The 22,438-nt window shown below is 61.4% G+C and carries 17 protein-coding genes; 7 read left to right on the top strand and 10 right to left on the bottom strand.

What is annotated here, in order from left to right:
* Nucleotides 1-97 precede the first annotated feature (97 nt).
* Both speB and AB7M25_RS14430 read right to left on the bottom strand, forming a co-directional pair.
* Entirely contained in the window at nucleotides 98-1,057 is a 960-nt protein-coding gene (gene speB, locus AB7M25_RS14435) for an agmatinase (RefSeq protein ID WP_007970108.1), read from the bottom strand.
* A 16-nt stretch (nucleotides 1,058-1,073) separates the two neighbouring features.
* Entirely contained in the window at nucleotides 1,074-2,165 is a 1,092-nt protein-coding gene (locus AB7M25_RS14430; protein ID WP_454237500.1) for a polyamine ABC transporter substrate-binding protein, read from the bottom strand.
* Between the two features lie 101 nt (nucleotides 2,166-2,266).
* Between AB7M25_RS14430 and AB7M25_RS14425 the strand changes: the two genes are divergently transcribed.
* The 3 genes from AB7M25_RS14425 to AB7M25_RS14415 all read left to right on the top strand — a co-directional run bounded on the left by AB7M25_RS14425 (nucleotide 2,267) and on the right by AB7M25_RS14415 (nucleotide 5,586).
* Nucleotides 2,267-3,160 (top strand): LysR family transcriptional regulator, encoded by an 894-nt coding sequence (locus AB7M25_RS14425; protein ID WP_429518661.1) that lies wholly within the window; start codon nucleotides 2,267-2,269, stop codon nucleotides 3,158-3,160.
* Nucleotides 3,161-3,324: 164 nt separating this feature from the next.
* Entirely contained in the window at nucleotides 3,325-4,431 is a 1,107-nt protein-coding gene (locus AB7M25_RS14420) for an enoyl-CoA hydratase/isomerase family protein (protein ID WP_454237499.1), read from the top strand.
* A gap of 3 nt (nucleotides 4,432-4,434) precedes the next feature.
* Nucleotides 4,435-5,586: an acyl-CoA dehydrogenase family protein gene (locus AB7M25_RS14415; protein ID WP_007970104.1), complete on the top strand. Its 1,152-nt coding sequence runs from the start codon at nucleotides 4,435-4,437 to the stop codon at nucleotides 5,584-5,586.
* An 879-nt stretch (nucleotides 5,587-6,465) separates the two neighbouring features.
* Here AB7M25_RS14415 and AB7M25_RS14410 read toward each other — a convergent pair.
* From AB7M25_RS14410 to AB7M25_RS14385, 6 genes are all read right to left on the bottom strand, one after another.
* The gene (locus AB7M25_RS14410) at nucleotides 6,466-7,239 is read right to left on the bottom strand and encodes an enoyl-CoA hydratase (protein ID WP_429387695.1); all 774 of its coding nucleotides are present in this window, start codon (nucleotides 7,237-7,239) and stop codon (nucleotides 6,466-6,468) included.
* A 28-nt stretch (nucleotides 7,240-7,267) separates the two neighbouring features.
* Nucleotides 7,268-8,395: an acyl-CoA dehydrogenase gene (locus AB7M25_RS14405; RefSeq protein WP_218478588.1), complete on the bottom strand. Its 1,128-nt coding sequence runs from the start codon at nucleotides 8,393-8,395 to the stop codon at nucleotides 7,268-7,270.
* Between the two features lie 141 nt (nucleotides 8,396-8,536).
* A complete protein-coding gene (locus tag AB7M25_RS14400; protein ID WP_104447253.1) occupies nucleotides 8,537-9,730 on the bottom strand; it encodes an acetyl-CoA C-acyltransferase in 1,194 nt (397 codons plus the stop codon).
* Nucleotides 9,731-9,742: 12 nt separating this feature from the next.
* A complete protein-coding gene (locus AB7M25_RS14395) occupies nucleotides 9,743-10,504 on the bottom strand; it encodes an SDR family NAD(P)-dependent oxidoreductase (protein WP_429387549.1) in 762 nt (253 codons plus the stop codon).
* Between the two features lie 13 nt (nucleotides 10,505-10,517).
* Nucleotides 10,518-12,182 (bottom strand): AMP-binding protein, encoded by a 1,665-nt coding sequence (locus AB7M25_RS14390; protein ID WP_454237498.1) that lies wholly within the window; start codon nucleotides 12,180-12,182, stop codon nucleotides 10,518-10,520.
* Between the two features lie 134 nt (nucleotides 12,183-12,316).
* Complete coding sequence (locus AB7M25_RS14385; RefSeq protein WP_454237497.1) at nucleotides 12,317-13,240, bottom strand: carbon-nitrogen hydrolase family protein; 924 nt, start codon at nucleotides 13,238-13,240, stop codon at nucleotides 12,317-12,319.
* A gap of 84 nt (nucleotides 13,241-13,324) precedes the next feature.
* On the opposite strand from AB7M25_RS14385, the gene AB7M25_RS14380 reads away from it, so the two are divergent.
* Nucleotides 13,325-14,233 (top strand): LysR family transcriptional regulator, encoded by a 909-nt coding sequence (locus AB7M25_RS14380; protein WP_102700774.1) that lies wholly within the window; start codon nucleotides 13,325-13,327, stop codon nucleotides 14,231-14,233.
* 9 nt (nucleotides 14,234-14,242) lie between these two features.
* On the opposite strand, the gene AB7M25_RS14375 is transcribed toward AB7M25_RS14380, so the two are convergent.
* Entirely contained in the window at nucleotides 14,243-14,497 is a 255-nt protein-coding gene (locus AB7M25_RS14375) for a hypothetical protein (protein ID WP_007970091.1), read from the bottom strand.
* Nucleotides 14,498-14,661: 164 nt separating this feature from the next.
* Between AB7M25_RS14375 and AB7M25_RS14370 the strand changes: the two genes are divergently transcribed.
* Nucleotides 14,662-14,979 (top strand): DUF883 family protein, encoded by a 318-nt coding sequence (locus AB7M25_RS14370; RefSeq protein ID WP_015094973.1) that lies wholly within the window; start codon nucleotides 14,662-14,664, stop codon nucleotides 14,977-14,979.
* 162 nt (nucleotides 14,980-15,141) lie between these two features.
* On the opposite strand, the gene AB7M25_RS14365 is transcribed toward AB7M25_RS14370, so the two are convergent.
* Nucleotides 15,142-16,182 carry an Ldh family oxidoreductase gene (locus AB7M25_RS14365; RefSeq protein ID WP_429387559.1) on the bottom strand — a complete coding sequence of 347 codons (1,041 nt, stop codon included), beginning with the start codon at nucleotides 16,180-16,182 and terminating at the stop codon, nucleotides 15,142-15,144.
* A 234-nt stretch (nucleotides 16,183-16,416) separates the two neighbouring features.
* Here AB7M25_RS14365 and AB7M25_RS14360 point away from each other — a divergent pair, with 234 nt between their 5' ends.
* Nucleotides 16,417-21,246 (top strand): hypothetical protein, encoded by a 4,830-nt coding sequence (locus tag AB7M25_RS14360; RefSeq protein ID WP_454237496.1) that lies wholly within the window; start codon nucleotides 16,417-16,419, stop codon nucleotides 21,244-21,246.
* 163 nt (nucleotides 21,247-21,409) lie between these two features.
* Nucleotides 21,410-22,411: a FecR family protein gene (locus AB7M25_RS14355; protein WP_429387564.1), complete on the top strand. Its 1,002-nt coding sequence runs from the start codon at nucleotides 21,410-21,412 to the stop codon at nucleotides 22,409-22,411.
* Nucleotides 22,412-22,438: the final 27 nt, after the last annotated feature.

The raw sequence follows: 22,438 nt of genomic DNA, 5'->3' as shown, positions 1-22,438 counted from the left end.
GAGCGGGCTTGCTCGCGAAGGCGTCTGGTCAGTCGACATTATTGTTGACTGACACACCGCTTTCGCGAGCAAGCCCGCTCCCACAGGGAAATGTGTTTTACCGATCGACCTTATGTCTGGCCGCATACAGACACAGCATCTCCATCGCTAATGTCGCCGCCGCCAGTGAGGTGATCTCAGCACTGTCATAGGCCGGCGCCACTTCCACCACGTCCATGCCCACCAGATTGATCCCGCGTAATCCGCCGAGAATCTCCAGTGCCTGCACCGTGCTCAAGCCGCCGCAGACTGGCGTTCCCGTACCGGGTGCGAACGCCGGATCGAGGCAGTCGATGTCGAAGGTCAGGTACACCGGGTTATCGCCGACCCGCGCGCGAATCGCCTCGACAATCGCTTCGCAGCCACGGCGATGCACCTGTCGCGCATCCAGCACTTGAAAGCCCTGGTGATCATCGTTGGTGGTGCGCAAGCCGATTTGCACCGACCTCGACGGGTCGACCAGCCCCTCCCTGGCCGCGTGCCAGAACATGGTGCCGTGGTCGATGCGCTTGCCCTCTTCGTCCGGCCAGGTGTCGCTGTGGGCGTCGAAGTGGATCAGCGACAATGCCCCGTGCTTGCGGGCATGGGCCTTGAGCAGCGGATAGGTGATGAAGTGGTCGCCGCCAAAGGTCAGCATGGCCGTGCCGGCGTTGAGGATGTGCTCGGCGTGGGCCTCGATGCACTCCGGCGTCGATTGCGGCGAACCGTAATCGAAATTGCAATCGCCGAAATCGATCACCGCCAGATGGTCGAACGGATCGAAGGCCCACGGCCAGTGCCGTTCCCAGGCGATCCCGGCGGAGGCGGCGCGAATGCCCCGTGGTCCGAAGCGTGCGCCGGGGCGGTTGCTGGTGGCGGTGTCGAACGGCACACCGCTGACCGCCACGTCGACCCCGCGCAAGTCACGGCTGTAGCGGCGACGCATGAAACTGGTGATACCGGCGTAGGTGCTTTCGGCGGCCGTGCCATAGAGGCTGTCACGGGTAAGGGCTTGATCGTTTTGCATCGGGACGTCCATTGAAGGCTCCTTTTTGTTATTGGCGACTACGGAAAGTGGTCCACAGGCGGGTGCGCTGACGCAGGTCCTTGAGGTTCATGCTGCGGTCGGCGTACAGCCGCTCACGCACATCGGCCAACGGATAGATGTCCGGGTCGGTGCGCACCGCTTCATCCACCAGCGGCGTGGCGGCCTGGTTCGCCGTGGCGAAGAACAGGGTGTTGGTCAGTGCCGCCACCGATTCGGGGCGCAACATGAACTCGATAAAGGCACGGGCGGCTTCGGGGTGCGGCGCATCCTTGGGAATCGCCAGGTTGTCCTGCCAGACGAGGGTGCCCTCCCTGGGAATCCGGTAGGCAATTTCATAGGGTTTGCTGGCCTTGCGCGCTTGGTCGGCAGCCATGCTCGCGTCACCGTTGTAGGTCAACGCCAAACACACGCTGCCATTGGCCAGGTCGCTGATCTGCCGCCCGGTGGCGACGTACAGCACGTTAGGCTGCAGCTGACGCAACAACGCCTCGGCGGCTGACAGATCGTTCTTGTCGGTGCTGTAGGGATCTTTACCCAGGTAATGCAAAGCGAGTCCGATCACCTCTTGGGGCGAATCGAGAATGGCGATGCCGCAATCCTTCAGCTTGCTCGCGTACTCGGGTTTGAACAGCAGGTCCAGGCTGTTGAGCGGTACGTCCGGCAAGCGCTGCTTGAGCGCCTCGACGTTCATGCCCAAACCCAGGGTGCCCCAGGTATAAGGCACACCGTAGCGGTTGCCGGGATCGACAGTGGCGAGTTTTTCCAGCAAATCCGGATCGAGGTTGGCGTACCCCTTGAGGCCTTCGTGGGGAATCGGTTTCAACGCTCCGGCGGCAAGCCCCCGGGCCAGTACGCTGGAGGACGGCACCACCACGTCATAACCGCTGCCGCCGGTGAGCAATTTGGTCTCCAATACTTCCGAAGAGTCAAAGGTGTCGTAGCGCACATGGATGCCGGTTTCCTGTTCGAACCGTTGCAGGGTTTCGGGGGCGACGTAATCGGCCCAACTGTACAGATTGACCACCTTGTCCTCGGCCTGGGCCGATGCGGCCATGGCAAGGAATAGCGCGGGTAAACACAGCTTGAACATGGGAGCCATGACGAACACCTGACCAGAGGAAGTGGTTGCAGGATGCGTCGTCGGATACATTGGTGAAATATCAAGTTAATTAACCTGACTTTATTAGGAAGTAATGTTTGATGCTCGGCCAACTGCATGATCTGGACCTGCACCTGTTGCGTCTGTTTGTCAGCGTGGTGGAGTGCGGCGGTTTCAGCGCCGCCCAGGGCCAGCTGGGGTTGAGCCAGTCGAGCATCAGCCAGCAAATGGCCAAACTGGAAACCCGCCTCGGCTATCGGCTGTGCAGTCGCGGCAAAGGCGGGTTCAGGATCACGCCCAAGGGCGAACAACTCCTCAGCGCCACCCGTGGCTTGTTCGAGTCCATCGAAGCCTTCCGCCATCAATCCAATGGCGTCGCCGGGCGCTTGATCGGCGAAGTGCGCCTGGGCCTGTCCGAGGCGCTGGATCAATCGGTCCTGCAGCGGGTGGCCGAGGCGATCCGGCGCTTTCGTGAACGGGACGAGTCGGTGCGCATCGAGCTGATCAGCGCCATGCCGGGCGAGATGGAGCGCTTGCTGTTGCAACAGCGGCTGGACCTGGCCATCGGCTACTTCTCGCAGGTGCAAAGCGCGTTTGACTACCGCGAACTGTTCATTGAAACCCAGCACCTGTATTGCGCCCCCGGCCATCCGCTGTTCACCCACGCGAACCCGGGCGATCAGGACCTGCAAGCCTGCGACCGGGTCGGTCACCCCTACCGTTTCCTGCGCAGTGACGAGCCCTTTCAGGGCGAGCGGTGTTCGGCCCGTTCGGAACAGGTCGAAGGCACCCTCGCCTTCATCCTGTCCGGCAAGCATGTCGGTTATCTGCCCAGCCACTTTGCCCGCACCTGGGAAGACAAGGGATTGCTGCGGTCGGTGCGGCGCAGCGACTTGAGTTTCGATGTCGCGTTTCACCTGGCCCGGCACCGGGCGCAGGTGGCCGGTGATGCGCAGAAGGCCTTCGAAGAAGACCTGCTCGCGGCGTTTGCCTGAATCCGCCGTGGTCTACGCTGTAACAATGCCGGACATCTACATGCAAAAATGCACAGATGACCTGCACTTATCCAGCTTGTACACGGCAAATTTGCACTGATACGATCCGCCATCGCTCGCGCGCGAGCATCTCGATAAAGAACAATAAAAGCAGGGAGTTAGTGATGACTGCTCAGGTTACATCGAAGGGGACGCTGTCCATGGATGCCATGCAAAACGAAGTGCTGGCCGAGGTTCGCAACCACATCGGTCACCTGACCCTCAACCGCCCCGCCGGCCTCAATGCCCTGACCCTGGACATGGTGCGCAACCTGCACCGCCAGCTCGACGCCTGGGCCCACGACCCGCACGTGCATGCGGTGGTCCTGCGCGGTGCCGGCGAAAAAGCCTTCTGCGCCGGCGGCGACATTCGTTCGCTGCATGACAGCTTCAAAAGCGGCGACACCCTGCACGAAGATTTCTTCGTCGAGGAATACGCCCTCGACCTCGCGATCCACCATTACCGCAAACCGGTGCTGGCGCTGATGGACGGTTTTGTTCTCGGTGGCGGCATGGGCCTGGTGCAAGGCGCAGACTTGCGCGTGGTCACCGAAAAAAGCCGTCTGGCGATGCCGGAAGTCGGCATCGGTTATTTCCCGGACGTTGGCGGCAGTTACTTCCTGCCGCGCGTTCCCGGTGAGCTGGGGATTTACCTGGGCGTCAGCGGCGTGCAGATTCGCGCCGCCGATGCGCTGTATTGCGGCCTGGCCGACTGGTACCTCGAAAGCGCCAGGCTGGGCACACTGGACGAAAAACTCGACCAGCTCGAATGGCATGACACGCCGCTCAAGGACCTGCAAGGCTTGCTGGCAACACTCGCCGTGCAGCAACTGCCCGACGCGCCGTTGAGTGCGTTACGTCCGGCCATCGACCACTTCTTCGCCCAACCCGACGTGCCGAGTATTGTGGAGCAACTGCGCCAGGTCACGGTCGCCGACAGCCATGCGTGGGCCGTCACCACCGCCGACCTGCTGGAAACCCGTTCGCCGCTGGCCATGGGCGTCACCCTGGAAATGCTCCGTCGCGGACGCGAGCTGCCCCTTGAACAATGCTTCGCCCTTGAGCTGCACCTGGACCGCCAGTGGTTCGAGCGCGGCGACCTGATCGAAGGCGTGCGCGCCTTGCTGATCGACAAAGACAAGACACCACGCTGGAACCCGCCCACCCTCCAGGCGCTGGACGCCGAACACGTGGCGAGCTTCTTCAGCGGGTTTGACCGGAACGAGGGCTGAGCCATGCACGATATCGAATTGAGCGAAGAGCAAGTGATGATCCGCGACATGGCCCGGGATTTTGCCCGTGGCGAAATCGCGCCCCATGCCCAGGCCTGGGAAAAGGCCGGCTGGATCGATGACGGTCTGGTGGCGAAGATGGGTGAACTGGGCCTGTTGGGCATGGTGGTCCCCGAGGAATGGGGCGGCACCTATGTCGACTACGTGGCCTATGCGCTGGCGGTAGAAGAGATTTCCGCCGGCGACGGTGCTACCGGCGCCTTCATGAGCATCCACAACTCCGTGGGCTGCGGGCCGGTGCTCAACTACGGCAGCGAAGAACAGAAGCAGACCTGGCTGGCGGACCTGGCCAGCGGAAAGGTCATCGGCTGCTTCTGCCTGACCGAACCCCAGGCCGGTTCCGAAGCGCACAACCTGCGCACCCGCGCCGAACTGCGCGACGGCCAATGGGTGATCAACGGTGCCAAGCAATTCGTCAGCAACGGCAAGCGGGCCAAGCTGGCGATTGTATTTGCCGTGACCGATCCGGACCTGGGCAAACGTGGCATCTCGGCGTTCCTGGTACCGACCGATACCGCCGGTTTTATCGTTGACCGCACTGAACACAAAATGGGTATCCGCGCGTCCGACACCTGCGCCGTCACCCTGAACAACTGCACCATCCCCGAAGCCAATCTGCTGGGTGAACGCGGCAAAGGCCTGGCCATCGCCCTGTCCAACCTCGAAGGCGGTCGTATCGGCATCGCCGCCCAGGCGCTGGGCATCGCACGCGCCGCATTTGAAGCGGCGCTGGCCTACTCCCGCGACCGGGTGCAGTTTGGCAAGACAATCAATGAACACCAGAGCATCGCCAACCTGCTGGCCGATATGCACATGCAACTGAACGCCGCACGGTTGATGATCCTGCACGCTGCGCGCCTGCGCACAGCCGGCAAGCCCTGCCTGTCGGAGGCGTCACAGGCCAAGCTGTTTGCGTCGGAAATGGCGGAAAAGGTCTGTTCGTCCGCGATTCAGATTCATGGCGGGTACGGGTATCTGGAAGACTATCCGGTGGAGAAGTACTACCGCGATGCGCGGATCACCCAGATCTACGAAGGCTCAAGCGAGATTCAGCGGATGGTGATTGCCCGTGAACTGAAGAACTACCTGGTTTGAAGTCTTAAAGGCATCGCTGGCAAGCCAGCTCCCACAGTGTTCTCGGTTGTTCACACATGTTGTGTACACCCCGGACCCTGTAGGAGCTGCCGAAGGCTGCGATCTTGTGGCTGTAAACTGGTTTGAAGTCTTAAAGGCATCGCTGGCAAGCCAGCTCCCACAGTGTTCTCGGTTGTTCACACATGTTGTGTACACCCCGGCCCCTGTGGGAGCTGCCGAAGGCTGCGATCTTTTGACTGTAAACTGGTTTGAAGTCTTAAAGGCATCGCTGGCAAGCCAGCTCCCACAGTGTTCTCGGTTGTTCACACATGTTGTGTACACCCCGGCCCCTGTGGGAGCTGCCGAAGGCTGCGATCTTGTGGCTGTAAACTGGCTTGAAGTCTTAAAGGCATCGCTGGCAAGCCAGCTCCCACAGTGTTCTCGGTTGTTCACACATGTTGTGTACACCCCGGACCCTGTAGGAGCTGCCGAAGGCTGCGATCTTTTGGCTGTAAACTGGTTTGAAGTGTTAAAGGCATCGCTGGCAAGCCAGCTCCCACAGTGTTCTCGGTTGTTCACACATGTTGTGTACACCCCGGCACCTGTGGGAGCTGCCGAAGGCTGCGATCTTGTGGCTGTAAACTGGTTTGAAGTCTTAAAGGCATCGCTGGCAAGCCAGCTCCCACAGTGTTCTCGGTTGTTCACACATGTTGTGTACACCCCGGCCCCTGTGGGAGCTGCCGAAGGCTGCGATCTTTTGGCTGTAAACTGGTTTGAAGTCTTAAAGGCATCGCTGGCAAGCCAGCTCCCACAGTGTTCTCGGTTGTTCACACATGTTGTGTACACCCCGGACCCTGTGGGAGCTGGCTTGCCAGCGATAGCGTCAGCGAAGACGCCGCATTACTTACCGACGAACTCCGCCTCACGCTTGGCAATAAACGCCGCCATGCCTTCCTTCTGATCCTGCGTCGCAAACGCCGCATGGAACACCCGACGCTCAAAGCGCACGCCTTCGGCCAGGCTCACTTCAAAGGCACGGTTGACGCTTTCCTTGACCATCATCGCAATCGGCAGCGACTTCCTGGCGATCAACGCCGCGACTTTCAGCGCTTCGTCCAACAGTTCATCGCTTGGCACGATCCGCGCCACGATGCCGCAACGCTCCGCTTCCACGGCATCGATCAAACGCCCGCTCAGGCACATTTCCATGGCCTTGGCCTTGCCCACGGCGCGGGTCAGGCGTTGGGTGCCGCCCATGCCCGGCAACACGCCGAGGTTGATTTCCGGCTGGCCAAATCTGGCGTTGTCGCCGGCCAGGATGAAGTCGCACATCAGCGCCAGCTCACAGCCGCCACCCAGGGCAAAACCGTTGACCGCCGCGATGATCGGCTTGCGGCGGTTGGCGACGCGGTCGCTGTCGCTGAACAGGTCGTCGAGGTAGATCTGCGGGTAGGTCAGCTCGGCCATTTCCTTGATGTCGGCACCCGCGGCAAACGCCTTTTTCGAACCGGTCAGGACGATACAGCCGATGTTCGCATCCGCCTCGAAACCATCGAGGGCCTGGTTCAGTTCGCTGACGATCTGCGCGTTCAACGCGTTCAACGCCTGAGGACGGTTGAGGGTGATCAGGCCAACGCGGCCGTGGGTTTCCAGCAAAATCGTTTCGTAGTTCAGCTGTTTGTCGCTCACAGGGGACTCCTTCTTATAGATTGCGCGAAATGACCATGCGCTGAATATCGCTGGTGCCTTCGTAGATCTGACACACCCGCACGTCGCGGTAGATCCGCTCCAGCGGGAAGTCGTTGAGGTAACCATATCCGCCGAGGGTTTGCAGCGCCGAGGAGCATACCTTCTCGGCCATTTCCGAGGCGAACAACTTGGCCATCGACGCCTCGACCAGGGCCGGCTTGCCACTGTCGCGCAGGGCGGCGGCGTAGTGCACCATTTGCCGCGCCACGGCGATCTGGGTGGCCATGTCCGCCAGGCGGAACGCCACGGCCTGATGCTCGATGATCGGCTTGCCGAAGCTTTCGCGCTCACGGGCGTAATCACGGGCCGCTTCAAACGCGGCGCGGGCCATGCCCACCGATTGTGAAGCGATGCCGACGCGGCCGCCTTCCAGGTTGGCCAGGGCGATCCTGTAACCTTCGCCTTCCTCGCCTAAACGGTTGGCCACCGGCACCTTTACGTCTTCGAAGAGGATCTGGCAGGTGTCGGAGGCGTGCTGGCCGAGCTTGTCCTCGACCCGTGCGACTTTATAGCCCGGCGAATCGGTCGGTACGATAAACGCGCTGATGCCACGTTTGCCGGCGTTCGGATCGGTCACCGCAAACACAATCACCACCCCGGCATTCTGCCCGGAGGTGATGAACTGCTTGCAGCCGTTGAGCACGTAGTGGTCGCCTTCCAGGCGCGCACGGGTTTTCAGGCCGCTGGCGTCGGAACCCGCCTGGGGCTCAGTCAGGGCGAAAGCGCCGAGCATCGCGCCGCTGGCCAACGGCTTGAGGAAGCGTTCTTTCTGCTCATCCGTGCCGTAGTTGAGGATCGGCACACAACCCACGGAGTTGTGCACGCTCATGATGGTCGAGCAGGCGCCATCGCCGGCGGCGATTTCTTCCAGGGCCATGGCGTAGGCCAAGTAACCGGTGTCGCACCCGCCCCACTGCTCCGGCACCAACATGCCGAAGAAGCCCAAACCGGCCATTTCGCCGATGGCTTCCTTGGGGAAGCGGTGTTCGCGGTCCCACTCGGCGGCGAAGGGTTTGAGCCGTTCCTGGGCAAAATCCCGGGCCATGTCGCGGATCTGTTGCTGGTCATCATTGGGGATCATGGTGAATCCTTGAATCAGGTTACAACGCAGCCCCCTGTGGGAGCGGGCTTGCTCGCGAAGAGGCCGTGTCAGTCGACATCATCGTCGGATGACACACCGCTTTCGCGGGCAAGCCCGCTCCCACATGGGATAGCGTCAGGTTCAGTAGAGGCATTCCACGGCCATGGCCGTCGCTTCACCGCCACCGATGCAGATCGCCGCGACGCCGCGCTTCAGGCCTTTCTGGCGCAGGGCCGACAGCAAGGTCACGAGAATCCGCGCACCGGACGCACCGATCGGGTGGCCCAAGGCGCAAGCGCCGCCGTGCACGTTGAGTTTCTCGTGGGGGATTTCCAGGTGAGTCATCGCGGCCATGCCGACCACGGCAAAGGCTTCGTTGACTTCCACCAGATCGACGTCATTGATCGACCAGCCGGTTTTCTTCATCAATTTCTTGATCGCACCGATTGGCGCCACGGGGAACAGGCCCGGGGTGTCGGCGAACGCGGCGTGGCCATGGATCACCGCCAGCGGCTTCAGGCCTTGTTTCTGTGCCTGGGACTGGCGCATCAGTACCAATGCCGCCGCACCGTCGGAAATCGAACTGGAGTTGGCCGCCGTCACCGTGCCGCCTTCGCGGAACGCCGGTTTCAACGAAGCGATCTTGTCCAGTTTGGCTTTTGGCGGCTGCTCGTCGTTGCTGATCACCACTTGCTCTTTGCCGACTGTCACGGTGAGCGGGACAATTTCGGCCTTGAAGCTGCCGTCCTTGATTGCCTGTTGCGCGCGGGTGGTCGAGGCGATGGCGAACGCGTCCTGGGCTTCACGGCTGAAGCTGTTGGTTTCGGCGCAGTCTTCGGCGAAGGTGCCCATCAGGCGGCCCTTGTCGTAGGCGTCTTCGAGGCCGTCCAGGAACATCGAGTCCTGCACCCGGCCATGGCCCATGCGGTAACCGGCACGGGCGCGGTCCAGCAGGTAAGGCGCGTTGGACATGCTTTCCATGCCACCGGCGACCACCACGTCGGCACTGCCGGCCACCAGCATGTCGTGGGCGAGAATCGCCGCTTCCATGCCCGAACCGCACATCTTGTTCAGGGTGGTGCAGCGGGTCGATTTATCCAGCCCGGCACCCAGTGCCGCCTGGCGCGCAGGGGCCTGGCCAAGGCCAGCCGGCAGTACGCAGCCAAACAGCACTTCGTCGATGCCGTCACTGGAAACGCCGGCACGTTCAACGGCGGCTTTGATAGCAGCCGCACCCAGTTGCGGCGCGGTCAGGCTTTTCAGTTCGCCCTGGAATCCACCCATCGGGGTGCGGACGGCGCTGACGATTACAATCGGATCGTTGGACAGTGTCATGACAAATCCTCCTTATTTGGCGGCCATGCGCAAGGCACCGTCGAGACGGATCACCTCGCCGTTGAGCATGCTGTTTTCAATAATATGCCTGACCAGCCCGGCATACTCGCCCGGTTTGCCCAAACGCGGCGGGAATGGCACGCCAGCGGCCAGGGAGTCGCGAACTTCCTGGGTCATGCCGGCCATCATCGGCGTCTCGAAAATGCCCGGGGCGATGGTCATCACGCGGATGCCGAAGCGCGCCAGTTCACGGGCCGCCGGCAACGTCAGGCTGACGATGGCCCCTTTGGACGCCGAGTAGGCCGCCTGACCGATCTGACCGTCGTATGCCGCGGCAGACGCGGTGTTGATGATCACGCCGCGCTCGCCATCGGCATCCGCTTCGGTTTGCGCAATCGCCGCTGCCGCCAGGCGCAGCATGTTGAAGCTGCCGATCAGGTTGACGTTGATCACCTGGCTGAAACTGGAGAGCAAGTGCGGACCGTTCTTGCCGAGAATCTTCTCGCCACGCACGATGCCGGCGCAATTGACCAGTCCATTGAGGCCGCCAAAGGCTTCGACCGTCGCCTGCACGGCCGCTTCGGCTGCCGCTTCGTTGCTGATGTCCGCCACCACGCTGTGCGCGCCAAGGCGCTGGGCCTGGGCTGCAACGGCCTCGGCGTTCATGTCCACCAGCATCACTTTCGCGCCTGCGGCGACCAGTACCTCGGCCGTTGCTGCACCGAGGCCGGAAGCGCCACCGGTGACGATAAAAATCTTGTTCTCGATCTGCATCATTGTTTCCCTTTCAAGCTGGAAGGTTCTTCGCCGCAGCCTCTTGAGCCTTGGCGATTTCCTGGTTGCGCAAGATAAAGCGCTGCAATTTGCCGCTGGGGGTTTTCGGCAACTCGCTGACAAATTCGATTTCACGGGGGTACGAGTGCGCCGCCAGGCGCTTGCGCACGTGCTGGCGCAGCTCTTCGGCCAACGCAGGTTCTGCGCGGTACTGCGGGCTGAGCACGACGAACGCCTTGACCAGTTCGGTACGCTCCGGATCGGGTTTGCCGACCACGGCGGCCTCGACCACGGCTGGGTGTTCGATCAGCGCACTTTCCACGTCGAACGGGCCGACCCGGTAACCGGAGGTGGTGATCACGTCATCGCTGCGACCGACGAAGCTGATGCTGCCGTCCGGGTTCCACTCGACGGTGTCGCCACTCAAATAGTAGTTGCCGACAAAGGCCTTGGTCGGCCCGCCTTCGTAGCCGGCGAACCAGCACATCGGCGACTGGCTGCGGTCGATGGCCAGGATGCCGGGTTGGCCAACACCCAGTTCCTTGTATCCGTCATCGAGGACCACAATGCGGTGGCCCGGCGAAGCAAAACCGGCGGCGCCCATGTGAATCGGGTGTTCAAGGCCATGGTGGTTGCACAGCACCATGCCCAGCTCGGTCTGGCCGTAGTGGTCGTGGATGACCACGTCGAGGTTGTCGGCGAACCAGCGGATCACTTCCGGGTTCAGCGGCTCGCCGGCGCTGCTGACGATGCGCAGTTTGCCCTTGATCGATCTGGCGAACTCATCGCCGCCGGCAATCAGCAAACGGTAGGCCGTCGGTGAACCGGTGAGGTTGGTGATCCCGTACTTGTTGATCACCCAGCAGGTGCTTTCGAGGGTGAACGGACCATCGTAAAAGGTGATCGGATGCCCCATCGACAGGGGCCCGGTGACACCGTAGTAGATGCCGTAGGCCCACCCCGGATCGGCGACGTTCCAGAAGGCGTCTTCCGGGCGCAGGTCAACCGCGTCGCGGATGTAGCTCTGGAACGCAACGATGGCCTTGAGCGGCACAGGCAGCGCTTTCGACGGGCCGGTGGTGCCCGAGGTGAACATCAGCAGGAACGGGTCTTCGCCAGTCAGCAGCACCGGTTCGCAATCGGAGGAATAGTTGGCCAGTTCGGCCCAGAAACTGCTATCGCCACGCATCAGGCCCTGCCCTTTGGGGCCAGTGACAGTAACGATGCTCGGGCAGTCGGGGACTTCGGCGAGTTTTGACCGGTTCATCGCATCGGTCACCACCACTTTGGCACCAGAGCAGCTCAGGCGGTGCTCGATGGCTTTGGGTCCGAACGCGGTGAACAGCGGTTGATACACCGCGCCGATGCGCCAGGCGGCGAACACGGTGATCAGCAATTCGATGTTGCGTGGCAGCAGGCCGGCGACCTTGTCGCCCTTCTTCACGCCCTGGGCCAGCAGGTAATTGGCGAAACGCGCGGCCTTGTCCTGCAAATCAGTGAAGGTGTAGCTCGCACTGGCGCCGTCGCGGCCCTCCCAGAACAGCGCGATGCGACCCGGCAAGGCATGCCGGTCACAGCATTCGACGCAGGCGTTGAGCGCCGTCAGATCGCCTGCGAGTGCGGCGTCGACGGTGTGCTGATAGTTGAACTGATCTGTAGCAGACAAGTAATCGCGCATTGCCAGAATCCCTGTGTTTCTTATTAGGTTGGGGGGAACCGTAATCAACAGGGAAATACTCGCTCTGCCAGGGGTGGCGGGCAATGGTCAAAGTTATCAAGTTGCCTGACTGGTTTGGCCAAAGCCCTCAGGTATCAGGACGTGAAGCGCACCCCCGGTTTAGCGCGCTCGTCCACGGTCAGCTCGAACACATCAGGGCGAGCGTAGTGACCGACCACGTCATAGTCGTAGCGGGCGCGCACCAGGTCGTCAGTGTCGATCTGCGCGGTCAGCAGACCGGCGCCCTCTCGCAACGGTCCGGCGAGGATGTCGCCCATGGGCCCTACGATCACGCTGCCGCCGGCGATCAACGGCCGATCCGCCGGCCAGTTGGCGATGTCCAGGCCCAGGGCCTGGGGCGATGCCTGAACCTGACAGGCGCTGACCACGAAACAACGCCCCTCATGGGCGATGTGGCGCATGCTGACCTGCCACATCTCCCGTTCGTCCACGGTCGGCGCGCACCATACCTCCACGCCCTTGGCGTACATCGCCGTGCGCAGCAGCGGCATCATGTTTTCCCAGCACACCGCCGCACCGATGCGCCCGACCTGACTGTCGATCACCGGCAGCGTCGAACCATCGCCCTTGCCCCAGATCAGCCGTTCGGTGCCGGTGGGCATCAGTTTGCGGTGTTTGGCCACCAGCCCGGCCTGCGGATCAAAGTACAAGGCGGTGCAGTACAAGGTGCTGCCGGCGCGTTCGATGACGCCGATCACCAGATTCGCTCCGGTGCGTGCGGACAGCGCCGCCAGCGCCTCGGTTTCCGCGCCGGGCACGTCGATGGCATTGGCAAAATAGCGCGCAAAGGCTTCGCGCCCTTCCGGCAGCCGATAACCGAGCTGCGTGCCAAAGCCCTCGCCTTTGGGATAACCCCCCAGCAGCGCTTCAGGCATGACCACCAGCGCGGCGCCGGATTCGATGATCGCGTGTTCATAGGACAGGATCTGTTCCAGGGTATCGGCCTTGCCACCGGGCAAGGCGCCAATCTGCAAGGCCGCCACGATTGATTTGGGCATCACGAAAACTCCATTCGCATCAGGGGTTGCTCATTCTCCGGCGCCACGTGATCATCAATAAAGACCGATTCACTGCTGAATGATATGAACCAGATGAATATCACCAACATCGACCTCAACCTGCTCAAAGTCTTCGAAGCGCTGCACGAAGAGTCCAGTGCCAGCCGTGCCGCCTTGCGCCTGGGCGTCACGCAATCGGCCGTCAGCGCGGCCTTGCGCCGGTTGCGCGAGGTGTATGGCGATCAACTGTTCGTGCGCACCGGGCGCGGCCTGGCGCCCTCGCTCAAGGCCAATCAGCTCAAGCCGGTGGTCAGCGAGGCCCTGAACAAATGCCGGCAGAGCCTGGCGATGGTCGACCCGGCTGCGCAACAGTACGAAGGTCGCTCGGTCACCGTGGGCATGTCGGATGATTTCGAAATTGCCTACGGCCGACGACTGATCGAGGAAATCGCCCGGAGCGCGCCGAAGTTGCGCCTGATTTTCCGCCAGACCCACAGCCAGATCGTTGCCCAGGCGTTGATGGAGCGCAGCATTGACCTGGCGATCACCGCGGGCGGCTTTGCCGAGCGGCTGCTCAGCCGCCAGGTGCTGGGAGAAGGCGGTTACCTGTGCCTGGCGGACCCGTCGAGCCTGGTCGAGGGCCAGCAAAGCATCAGCCTTGAGGAGTTTGTGGCCCGCGAACACATTCTGGTGTCGTCCGGCGGTTTTATCGGGATTACCGATGAAGGATTGGCGGCGCTGGGCCTGAGTCGGCGGGTGTGCGCCTCGACCACGCATTTTGCCGCGCTGCCGCATTTGCTCAAGGGCAGCCAGGCCGTGGCGACCATTCCGGCCCATGCCGCCCGAAGCATCGCGACGCTCAGCGGCCTGGCACTGCTGCCCTGCCCTTTGGCCTTGCCGCGCTACCCGATCGAACTGGGTTGGCGCACCAGCACCCAGCTTGACCCGGTCGTGTTGAAAGTGCGTGAAGCGATTGTCGCGAGTTTCGCCTGACCGCCGATGTTATTTGTTGGCCGCCATCAGGCGATTGACTTCACTGCGCACCATGTTGGCGTATTCCGGGGGCGACATGCCGTCCAGTTCGGCGCGCACCCATTCGGCCCACTTGCCTTTGCGCTTGGCCCGTTCACCAAACAACCGTGCGGCTTCGCCCTTGGCTTTGCCCAGGTTGTTTTGCCAGAGTTCGAACAGACGGGATTTCTCGTCTTCAAGCGCAGCGCGCTCGGCGAGGGGTTTGTCGGCCAGATTGAAGCTCATGGGAATTTCCTGCTGCGTAAAATTGGCGACATCTTACACTGTAGGGCGAAATGTCCTGCGCCGGTTTTTCAGCAAGATGACCTTTCCGGGCAAAATAGCTGCAACTTTTCCGACGGCCGCAGACTCCATTGTTCACTGTCCACTTACCCGCAAGGAGTACTTCAATGGCCCGCAAAACCGCCGCGCAAGCTGCCGAAGATCAAATCAAGGATCAAGCGTTCAGCGAACTTCAATCGTTGATCGAAGAGTCGGAAAAGCTGCTGAAAAGCAGCGCCTCACTGGTCGGGGAAGAAGCGGACACCCTTCGTGGGCAAATCGCCCTGAAACTCCAGCAGGCCAGGGATTCGGTGACCAGCGTGCGCAACCGCACCCTGCCCGCGGTCGAGGCCACTGAAACCTATATCGGCGGGCATCCATGGCAAACGGTGGCGATTTCCGCCGGGTTTGGTCTGGTGGTGGGGTTATTGCTGGGGCGTCGCTGAGCACTGGCAAACACTGGAACCCTGTGGGAGCGGGCTTGCCCGCGATGGTCGTTAACGATTACGCGGGAAATCTGATTCCCCGCGGTGCCCTCAAGTCCATCGCGAGCAAGCTCGCTCCTACAGAGGTTGCGTTAATTAGACATTATTTGCCAATACCCCGAATCACTCCCCCGCCAGCTCCCGCAGGTTTGCCAGCGTCCGGGCATCGAGTTCAATGCCATTGGCCAGCGACTTGGCGCGCTGATGATGACGCCGGTCACCCGGCAAACGCTTCAGGCCGACACCGTGCATTTGCCGCACCAGTTCCTGGCTGCGTTGGGCAAAACTTTGCCCCGCCGCTTTGTCCGGATCAATCACGATCAGCAATTGGCCCGTCCAGGGCGTCTTGGCGCCTGGGTGGTTGTTCCAGTCGAATTCGAAGGAGAAATTGCCGCCGGTCAGTGCCGCCGCGAGCAACTCGACCATCATCGACAACGCCGAGCCCTTGTGTCCGCCAAAAGGCAGCAACGCGCCGCCCTCAAGAATCGCTTTCGGGTCGGTAGTCGGCTGGCCGAGGCTGTCTACGCCCATCCCTTGCGGCAAGCGTTCGCCCTGGCGCGCGGCAATTTGCACGTCGCCATGGGCAATGGCACTGGTGGCGAGGTCGAAGACAATCGGTTCGCCGTCAGCCCGTGGCGCGGCGAAGGCAATCGGGTTGGTACCGAACAGTGGTCGGTCGGCGCCGTGGGGCACCACGCAGGTCATGCTGTTGACCACGCTCAACGCTACAAGTCCTTCATAGGCGAAGGGTTCGACATCCGGCCACAAGGCCGCGAAATGGTGCGAATTACGGATCGCCAGCACCGCAATGCCGGCGCTTCGGGCTTTCTGCACCAGTAACTCGCGTGCCGCCGCCAGAGCCGGTTGCGCAAAACCGTTATCGGCATCGACCCGCACAAACCCCGAAGCCACATCTTCGACCACCGGAACGGCCTGTCCATTGACCCAGCCGCTTTGCAGCGTCGAAACATAACCCGGGATCCGGAATACCCCGTGACTGTGGGCGCCATCGCGCTCGGCGCCGGCGCAGTTTTGCGCCAGCACCCTGGCAACCTCGGCCGAGGTGCCATGACGCAGAAAAATCTTCTCCAGCAAAGCGCTCAGCGCTTCGAGTGACAGGTGTGACGAGACCGCAGTAGACGCGTGATCGTGTGGCGCAGACATCTGAAGCTCCAGACTGATTATTGGAGGGAACAACAGCGTACAAAGACCCGCCGATTAACAACGCGCGGCGAGCGACCTGTCAACCTTTCCCTCAGGGGCGATGAGGTATGTCCGTGTCACCAATGCCCACGTCCCGTGCGTTATCTATTTACCACCTGCGTCAACGCACCGGCTTTTAGTCTCGATGCTCAACCCACAGGCGCCCTTGAGTGGCACCTTGAACGAGACTCGATGATGTCTACACCCGTAACTCCGCTGTTTTTCCCCGAAGCACTGACAATGCCCGGCCTCTGGCGAGCACTCGGCCAAACCCACGGGCTGGCGCAAAAGGATTTCCAATGGTTCCGCCATATCGAACTGGCCAGCCAGGCCCTGCGCGATGAGCAGACGCCGCCCATGCTGGCAAAAAAAATCTTTTTGCAGGTCCCTGGCCAGGAACCCATGGCGTTGGCCGGCAGTTTTTTGCTGACCGCGACGCCGGACGACAACGGCGTGATTCTCTACACCCCGTACGCCGGCATACAGAAATTCGCCAGCCGCTCGGTCCTGACCGGACATCTGGCGGCACGACTCAGAGCCGTCAACGAAGACGATGAACTGCTGGCCTTCATGGCGCTGTCACAACGCAAGACGGTGGTGGCTGCCGACGATATCGGGCTGGAGTTTCAAACCATTGAAGGTGACGTGTTCGAGGACCAACGCAACACCCTCTCCCGCCATCAGCAACTCAACGACCAGGCCCTGCTCAATGAACTCAAGGCGCTACCGTCCCTGACGTCGCTGCTCGATACATTGCTGACTGAACAACTGACGGCGTCTTTTCCCAACGTGGATCAGAGCCAGACCCGGGTGAACTTCTATCTGGCAGCGACTGCAGGGAACGAGGACGCAAGTCGTCTGGCGAGACCTTGGGTCAATTCCCTGTCGCTGAGTGACGCCGTGCTCCTGCACTATCGCCATCAGCGTTGGCCCACCGGGCAGACCCATGCATTTTCCCACCCGAAAAAGTCCCCGGCAAACGCTGACCAGGGGCACTGGGAAACGGCGGTCACGACAGTCTCGCGCAAGCTGGTCAGCCTGCTGATCGGACAGCTCGAGCACTATTGGGACGCAGCGAGCGCCAATGGCGCATCCCGTCGCGTACTCTTCGGCCGGGCCATCGCCGATCAGGCGCGAGTGCAACTGCTGCTCAAGCGCGAAGCCGGGATCATCACTCCGGAACAAAGCAAGGATCTGCACGCGTTGATCTCGACGGCCAGCCGGACGAACACATCGATGACGGTCGAAACCGTGCGCCTGTGGGAGTACCAGGCCAATTACGTCGAGCTGGCCGGTTCACTGATGGTCAGCGCCAGTCATGCGTTTCTCTACACGCCCACCGAAGGTTTGCAGGTGCTCAAGGACTATCAGGACTTGCACGATACCGTGCGCAGCAAGTTCAACGCAGCGGGTCACGAGGATGAGCTCTATGGCCTGTTGAGCCTGGACGAACGTCAGCGTTTCACTGGTTTTGATCAGCCGAACGTGAGCGGGAAAGCGATGTCCGGCGCTATCTTCCACGAACTCTTCAACGCGATCATCACCAAGCAACTGCAGAACATGGAATATGCCCTGCAAGTGTTCCGTCACAGTGACGGCAACGTTGACATCCACGCCCTGTTCGACAAGGCGCTGGATATCCGTTCGATGATCAACGAGCGGCTGCTGACACTGGAGACCGACGGACGCTGGAGCACGCGGCCGGTGCTGTCCGGTGACCAGCAGCCGTCCATGGTGCTGGCCGATGCGGCGGCAGCGTTCGTCAAGAGCTTCAGCGACATCGAAACACTGATCAATACCGACTGCGCCGCACAACCGCTCGCTTCACTGGCGTTGCAGCGGGTCTACCTGGAAAAGTTGCAGCCGCGCCTGGCCCACGCGCTTTCCGTCGGCATCCGCGGCGAGGCAAGCCTGCGCAAACTCAACGCGACATTGACGGATGCGGACCGGGCCATTGTCGATACGGTGTTCAACCCGGATCAGGCCGAAAGACATAACCGTCGTTCTTTGAAGGGGTTCCGGCCCGATGCCTATTCACTGACCCTTGAGTGTTCCGGCCTGAAGGATGTCCTGCCGCTGGCCCATTGCCTGTTCCTGACCGAGCGCGGCGGACTCGACCCCTCGCATTCCGGCCGGACGATCCTGTGGACACCCGCCGAGGGACTGGAGGTGTTCGACACCATCAGCCGTGCCAGGCAGGAACTGAACCGGCGCCTGCTCGACCCGCAACAACGCATGGCGCTACTGGAAAATCTCACCCCGAGCCAACGCCACTTCCACCAACGCTACTCACTGGGTGCGCTGCGGCTGATTGAAGGGCCTGTCCTGGAGCAGGTCGCACGATCATCCGTCAATCACTTTCTGGCTCGCTGCGAACACGCGCGCAGCCGGGAACTGAACGACACGAAGCAGAAAAAAGCGCTGAAAGCGCTGGCCACGGCCGGAATCGGCACCAACCTGCGAAGAGCCACCGCGATTGCCCGGGCGATCACCTTGCAGCAGTCACTGCCCGCATGGCTTGGCATGGCTCCGCTCGAAGATCAGCGGCTGCACGTTGAACTGCTGGAGCAATACCGCAACAGCGTCAAGGAGGACAAAGACTACCTGCACGGGATCACTCCCCTCAGGTCGTATGTGCATAAACGGCTGACGACGTTGCTCGGCAACCGCTTTCCCGCCATTACGCTGGACCCCGACGATGTTCAAATCATCCCCGACCTCCACCTGACCGGTCCCGCCCGGAGCCTTACCGAGTTCGCCCTGAACCATGTCAGCGTCGCGCAAGGTTCCGGGTTCCAGGTCTCCTCGACAACCACTCAGACGCTGCCGGAGGGGCTGGACCAGGCTGCGGTCCGTCAACTGCTGCAGTCATTGAACGTGCAAAGCTACGCAGCACAGGTAACGCAGACGTTGTCCGGTGCAACGGCCGACGCCGAAAGCCGGATGCAGCGCTTTGTCAAACAACTGCCCTGGCAACTGCTGCAACACGCCCACGAACTGAAGCTGTTGCAAAGGCTATCCAGCAGCGCGTTCGATTTGCTTCGACAGGTGCTCGACATGCCGGACGCCACTGCCCGGGCAGCCGTGCAGGGAGCACACGCGATTGCCCGGCCACTGGAGCTGATCAAGACCACCGGCGCCGCTGCCGTCAAAGCGTTGGGCCTGTACCTGGTGAGCCCCGGCAACGCAAAGGCCGGGCCGCAGATCCTCTATGCCCCTTACCACCCTGGCGGCTCGCCTTTTATCGAATTCGACACGGAGGCCAGCCTTGTCTCGGCGCTGAACACGCCGGGGCCCTTGCAGGACATGTTGCTACGACGCCTGCCGGACAGCGAGCAGTCCGCCTTCCGCAATCTGTTCAACTCGACCGTTGGGCAATTGAGTGAGATCACCCTCGGGTCCAGCCCCATCGACGGCAACTTGCTCACCCGCCTGTTCCACGACAACACCCGACTGCTGTCGCAAATGCTTGGCAGCCAGTCACACGCGGCAAGCCAGGCGGATTGGGAAGCCGTCAAACACCTGTTCGGCGCCAACATCCACCGCATCCTCGGCCTGTTGCCGGGCAAACTCGCTTATGTGCGGTTTCTCTGGAACGCCTACAAAGACGCCCTCAACTCGGCAGAAGCCCTGCAGGATCATCACTGGAAAGTTGCGCTGGAGGACTTTATCGCCGGTGCGGCGCAACTCATCACACTGGGCAAGCTGTCGCTCGAAGGATGGACCGACACGCCCCAGGCAACCCGGGAAACCCTTGCCGCACCGGTTGCCACACCGGTCATCGCACCAAAGTGGTCCCAGATCGATTCAACGGCACCGCTGCGCACGCGGCTGCAACCGTTCGAAACCACGGTCGAGCTCAAGGACCTGACGAAAAACAGCGCAGACGGCACCTACCTCGATGCGGCAAGCAAAAAAACCTACGCCCCCATCGCCGGCAAGGTGTACAGCGTAGACAAGACGGGGCCGGCCTGGCGAATGATCAAGGACAAGGAACAAGGCCCCGCACTGCTGACTGCGCCAGACAGGCAACTGGTGATCGACCCGGACATCCATACGGCGCACTTCGGCAAGGCCATGTCGAAAATGCACAATCAGTTTGCCCATGCCCATATCGCCAGGGAGGTGCTGAATATCGAAGCCCGGGGGATGGAAGACATTCGCGCCAGGCATCCCGAAAAGGCCCGAATGATCGTGCAGGCCATCGACATGGCGCGCTATTACGCGTTCAACAGTTTGCACAACATGGCGCAATTGCGCAGATTCGTCCCCGGTACCCGGCTGGACACCTTCCTCAAAGGCTTCTTTGGTGTCGGCCAGGTCAACGCAACGCTGCTCGACAAGATCAAGGACGCCATCCTCCCCATCTGCAACGCGCTGGTCGACCCCGATGAAGACTGGATGAACTCCCATCGCTTTATCGTGGGTTCAAACCGGGACCCGCAGGACAACCTCATCGCATTTGTCCTGGACAAGGATCTACAGCGCAACGTGCATTTCACCGAAAGGTTCTTCGATCAACAACTCGACTGGTACAAATCCTGTCTGACTGAGCCCTTCAACGTCGACGGCCACAGCCAGGCCGCCACACTGATACATGAATTCGCTCACCTGTTTTCCGCGGCCGTGGACATTGCTTCCCTTGAAGCCCGGCGCCCTTTCAGCGACCTGGTAGCGCCGATCACGGCCTACGGTGCAGCCGCGAAAGAGTCCCAACTGAAATTCCAGCGAGAAGCCTTGTCGCTGGACACGCCGAAGGAGGAACTGTTTGCGCGTTGGAACAGCGGCCTGCAATCGTGGATCAGCCTGGATTCGATCCCGGCGGCCTATCACATCGGCAAGGCCATTCTGAGGCTAACGGGCAGCAAGACCATGGAGAGCGCACGGGAAGCATTCCTGGACGGGCAAAATGCGAGCTTCAGGACGGACGTCATTTTGCACAATGCCGATTCGCTCGCGTTCCTGATCTGCGAAATGGGCCGGCAACTGGACCCGGTGCCGCTCACATCGGCCTCCGGAACCTGATCGGCCAGTCACAGGGGTAATCAGTTTGATTATTTTTACGCCGACAGCAGAGATTCCAGAGGCGAAGCGTTGAAAAAAAGCTACACATTGATGGTTAAATGCCATGACTGATGTTCTCGCAGACTGCCCCCAAGGTTAGAATGCACGAAATCAGGATGAGCCAATGACCGAACACACGCTCTCGGAAGCCGACTACGACGCCATCACCGATGCCGCTGCGCATTGGTGCATGCGTCTGCACGCCAATGACTGCACAGAGCAAGAGCGCCACGCGTTCGAACAATGGCGTGATGCACATCCGCTGCATGCCTTCGAGTACGAAGCGATGCTGGAAATATGGGATGTCGCCGGCGACCTGCCCCGCCCCGCGCCCGTCCTGCCGCTGGTTCGCCCCCAGCCCGAAGCCCCGTGGCGCCGCCTGGCCATTGCCGCGGCAGTCTGTGCCCTGGCGCTGCCTTTGGCCGGTTATGGCGGCTGGCACCTGGGCTGGGTACCGAACGCGTACCAGCATTTCGAAGCCACCGACAATGTTCGCACGGTCACCTTGAAAGATGGCAGCCAAGTGGAACTGAACCTGGGCAGCGAGCTGACGTACAGCAACTACAAGGATCAGCGGCAGGTCACGCTGGAAAAAGGCGAAGCGTTCTTCAGGGTCAGCCATGACACCCGCCACCCGTTTGTAGTCAAGGCCGCCGAAGGCCGGATTCGCGTGACTGGCACCCAATTCAACGTCTGGATGTATGAAGACCAGGTCAAGGTCAATCTGATCGAAGGTTCAGTACTGGTCAGCAGCAACACCGACCTGCCCGGCGACGGTTTGCGCCTCGACCCGTCGATGCAGGCCAGTTACCGCGGCGGCGACTTCATGCCCCGCATCAGCCAGACCTATGACAATGACAGTTCGCTGGCCTGGCGCCAGGGCAAGCTGGTGCTCGACGATCTGGCACTGAGCGATGCGCTGCCATTGATCAATCGCTACCTGGACAAACCGTTGATGGTCGCTGACAACAGCACTGGCTCGATCCATATCGGCGGCATCTACAACATCAAAGAGATCAACGGCCTGGTGAAGTCCCTGCCGCGGGTCCTGCCGGTCTACCTGACCCGCAATGACAACGGCAATCTGGTGGTCAACGCGATCCCGCAAAAGCCCCCGAAAAGCTGAAAAGGCCGCGACCCTTGCGGTGTGCGG

The sequence above is a fragment of the Pseudomonas sp. AP3_22 TE3818 genome, assembly GCF_053628995.1.
Note: the sequence above shows the minus strand (reverse complement) of the source record. Positions and strands in the feature narration are given on the sequence as shown.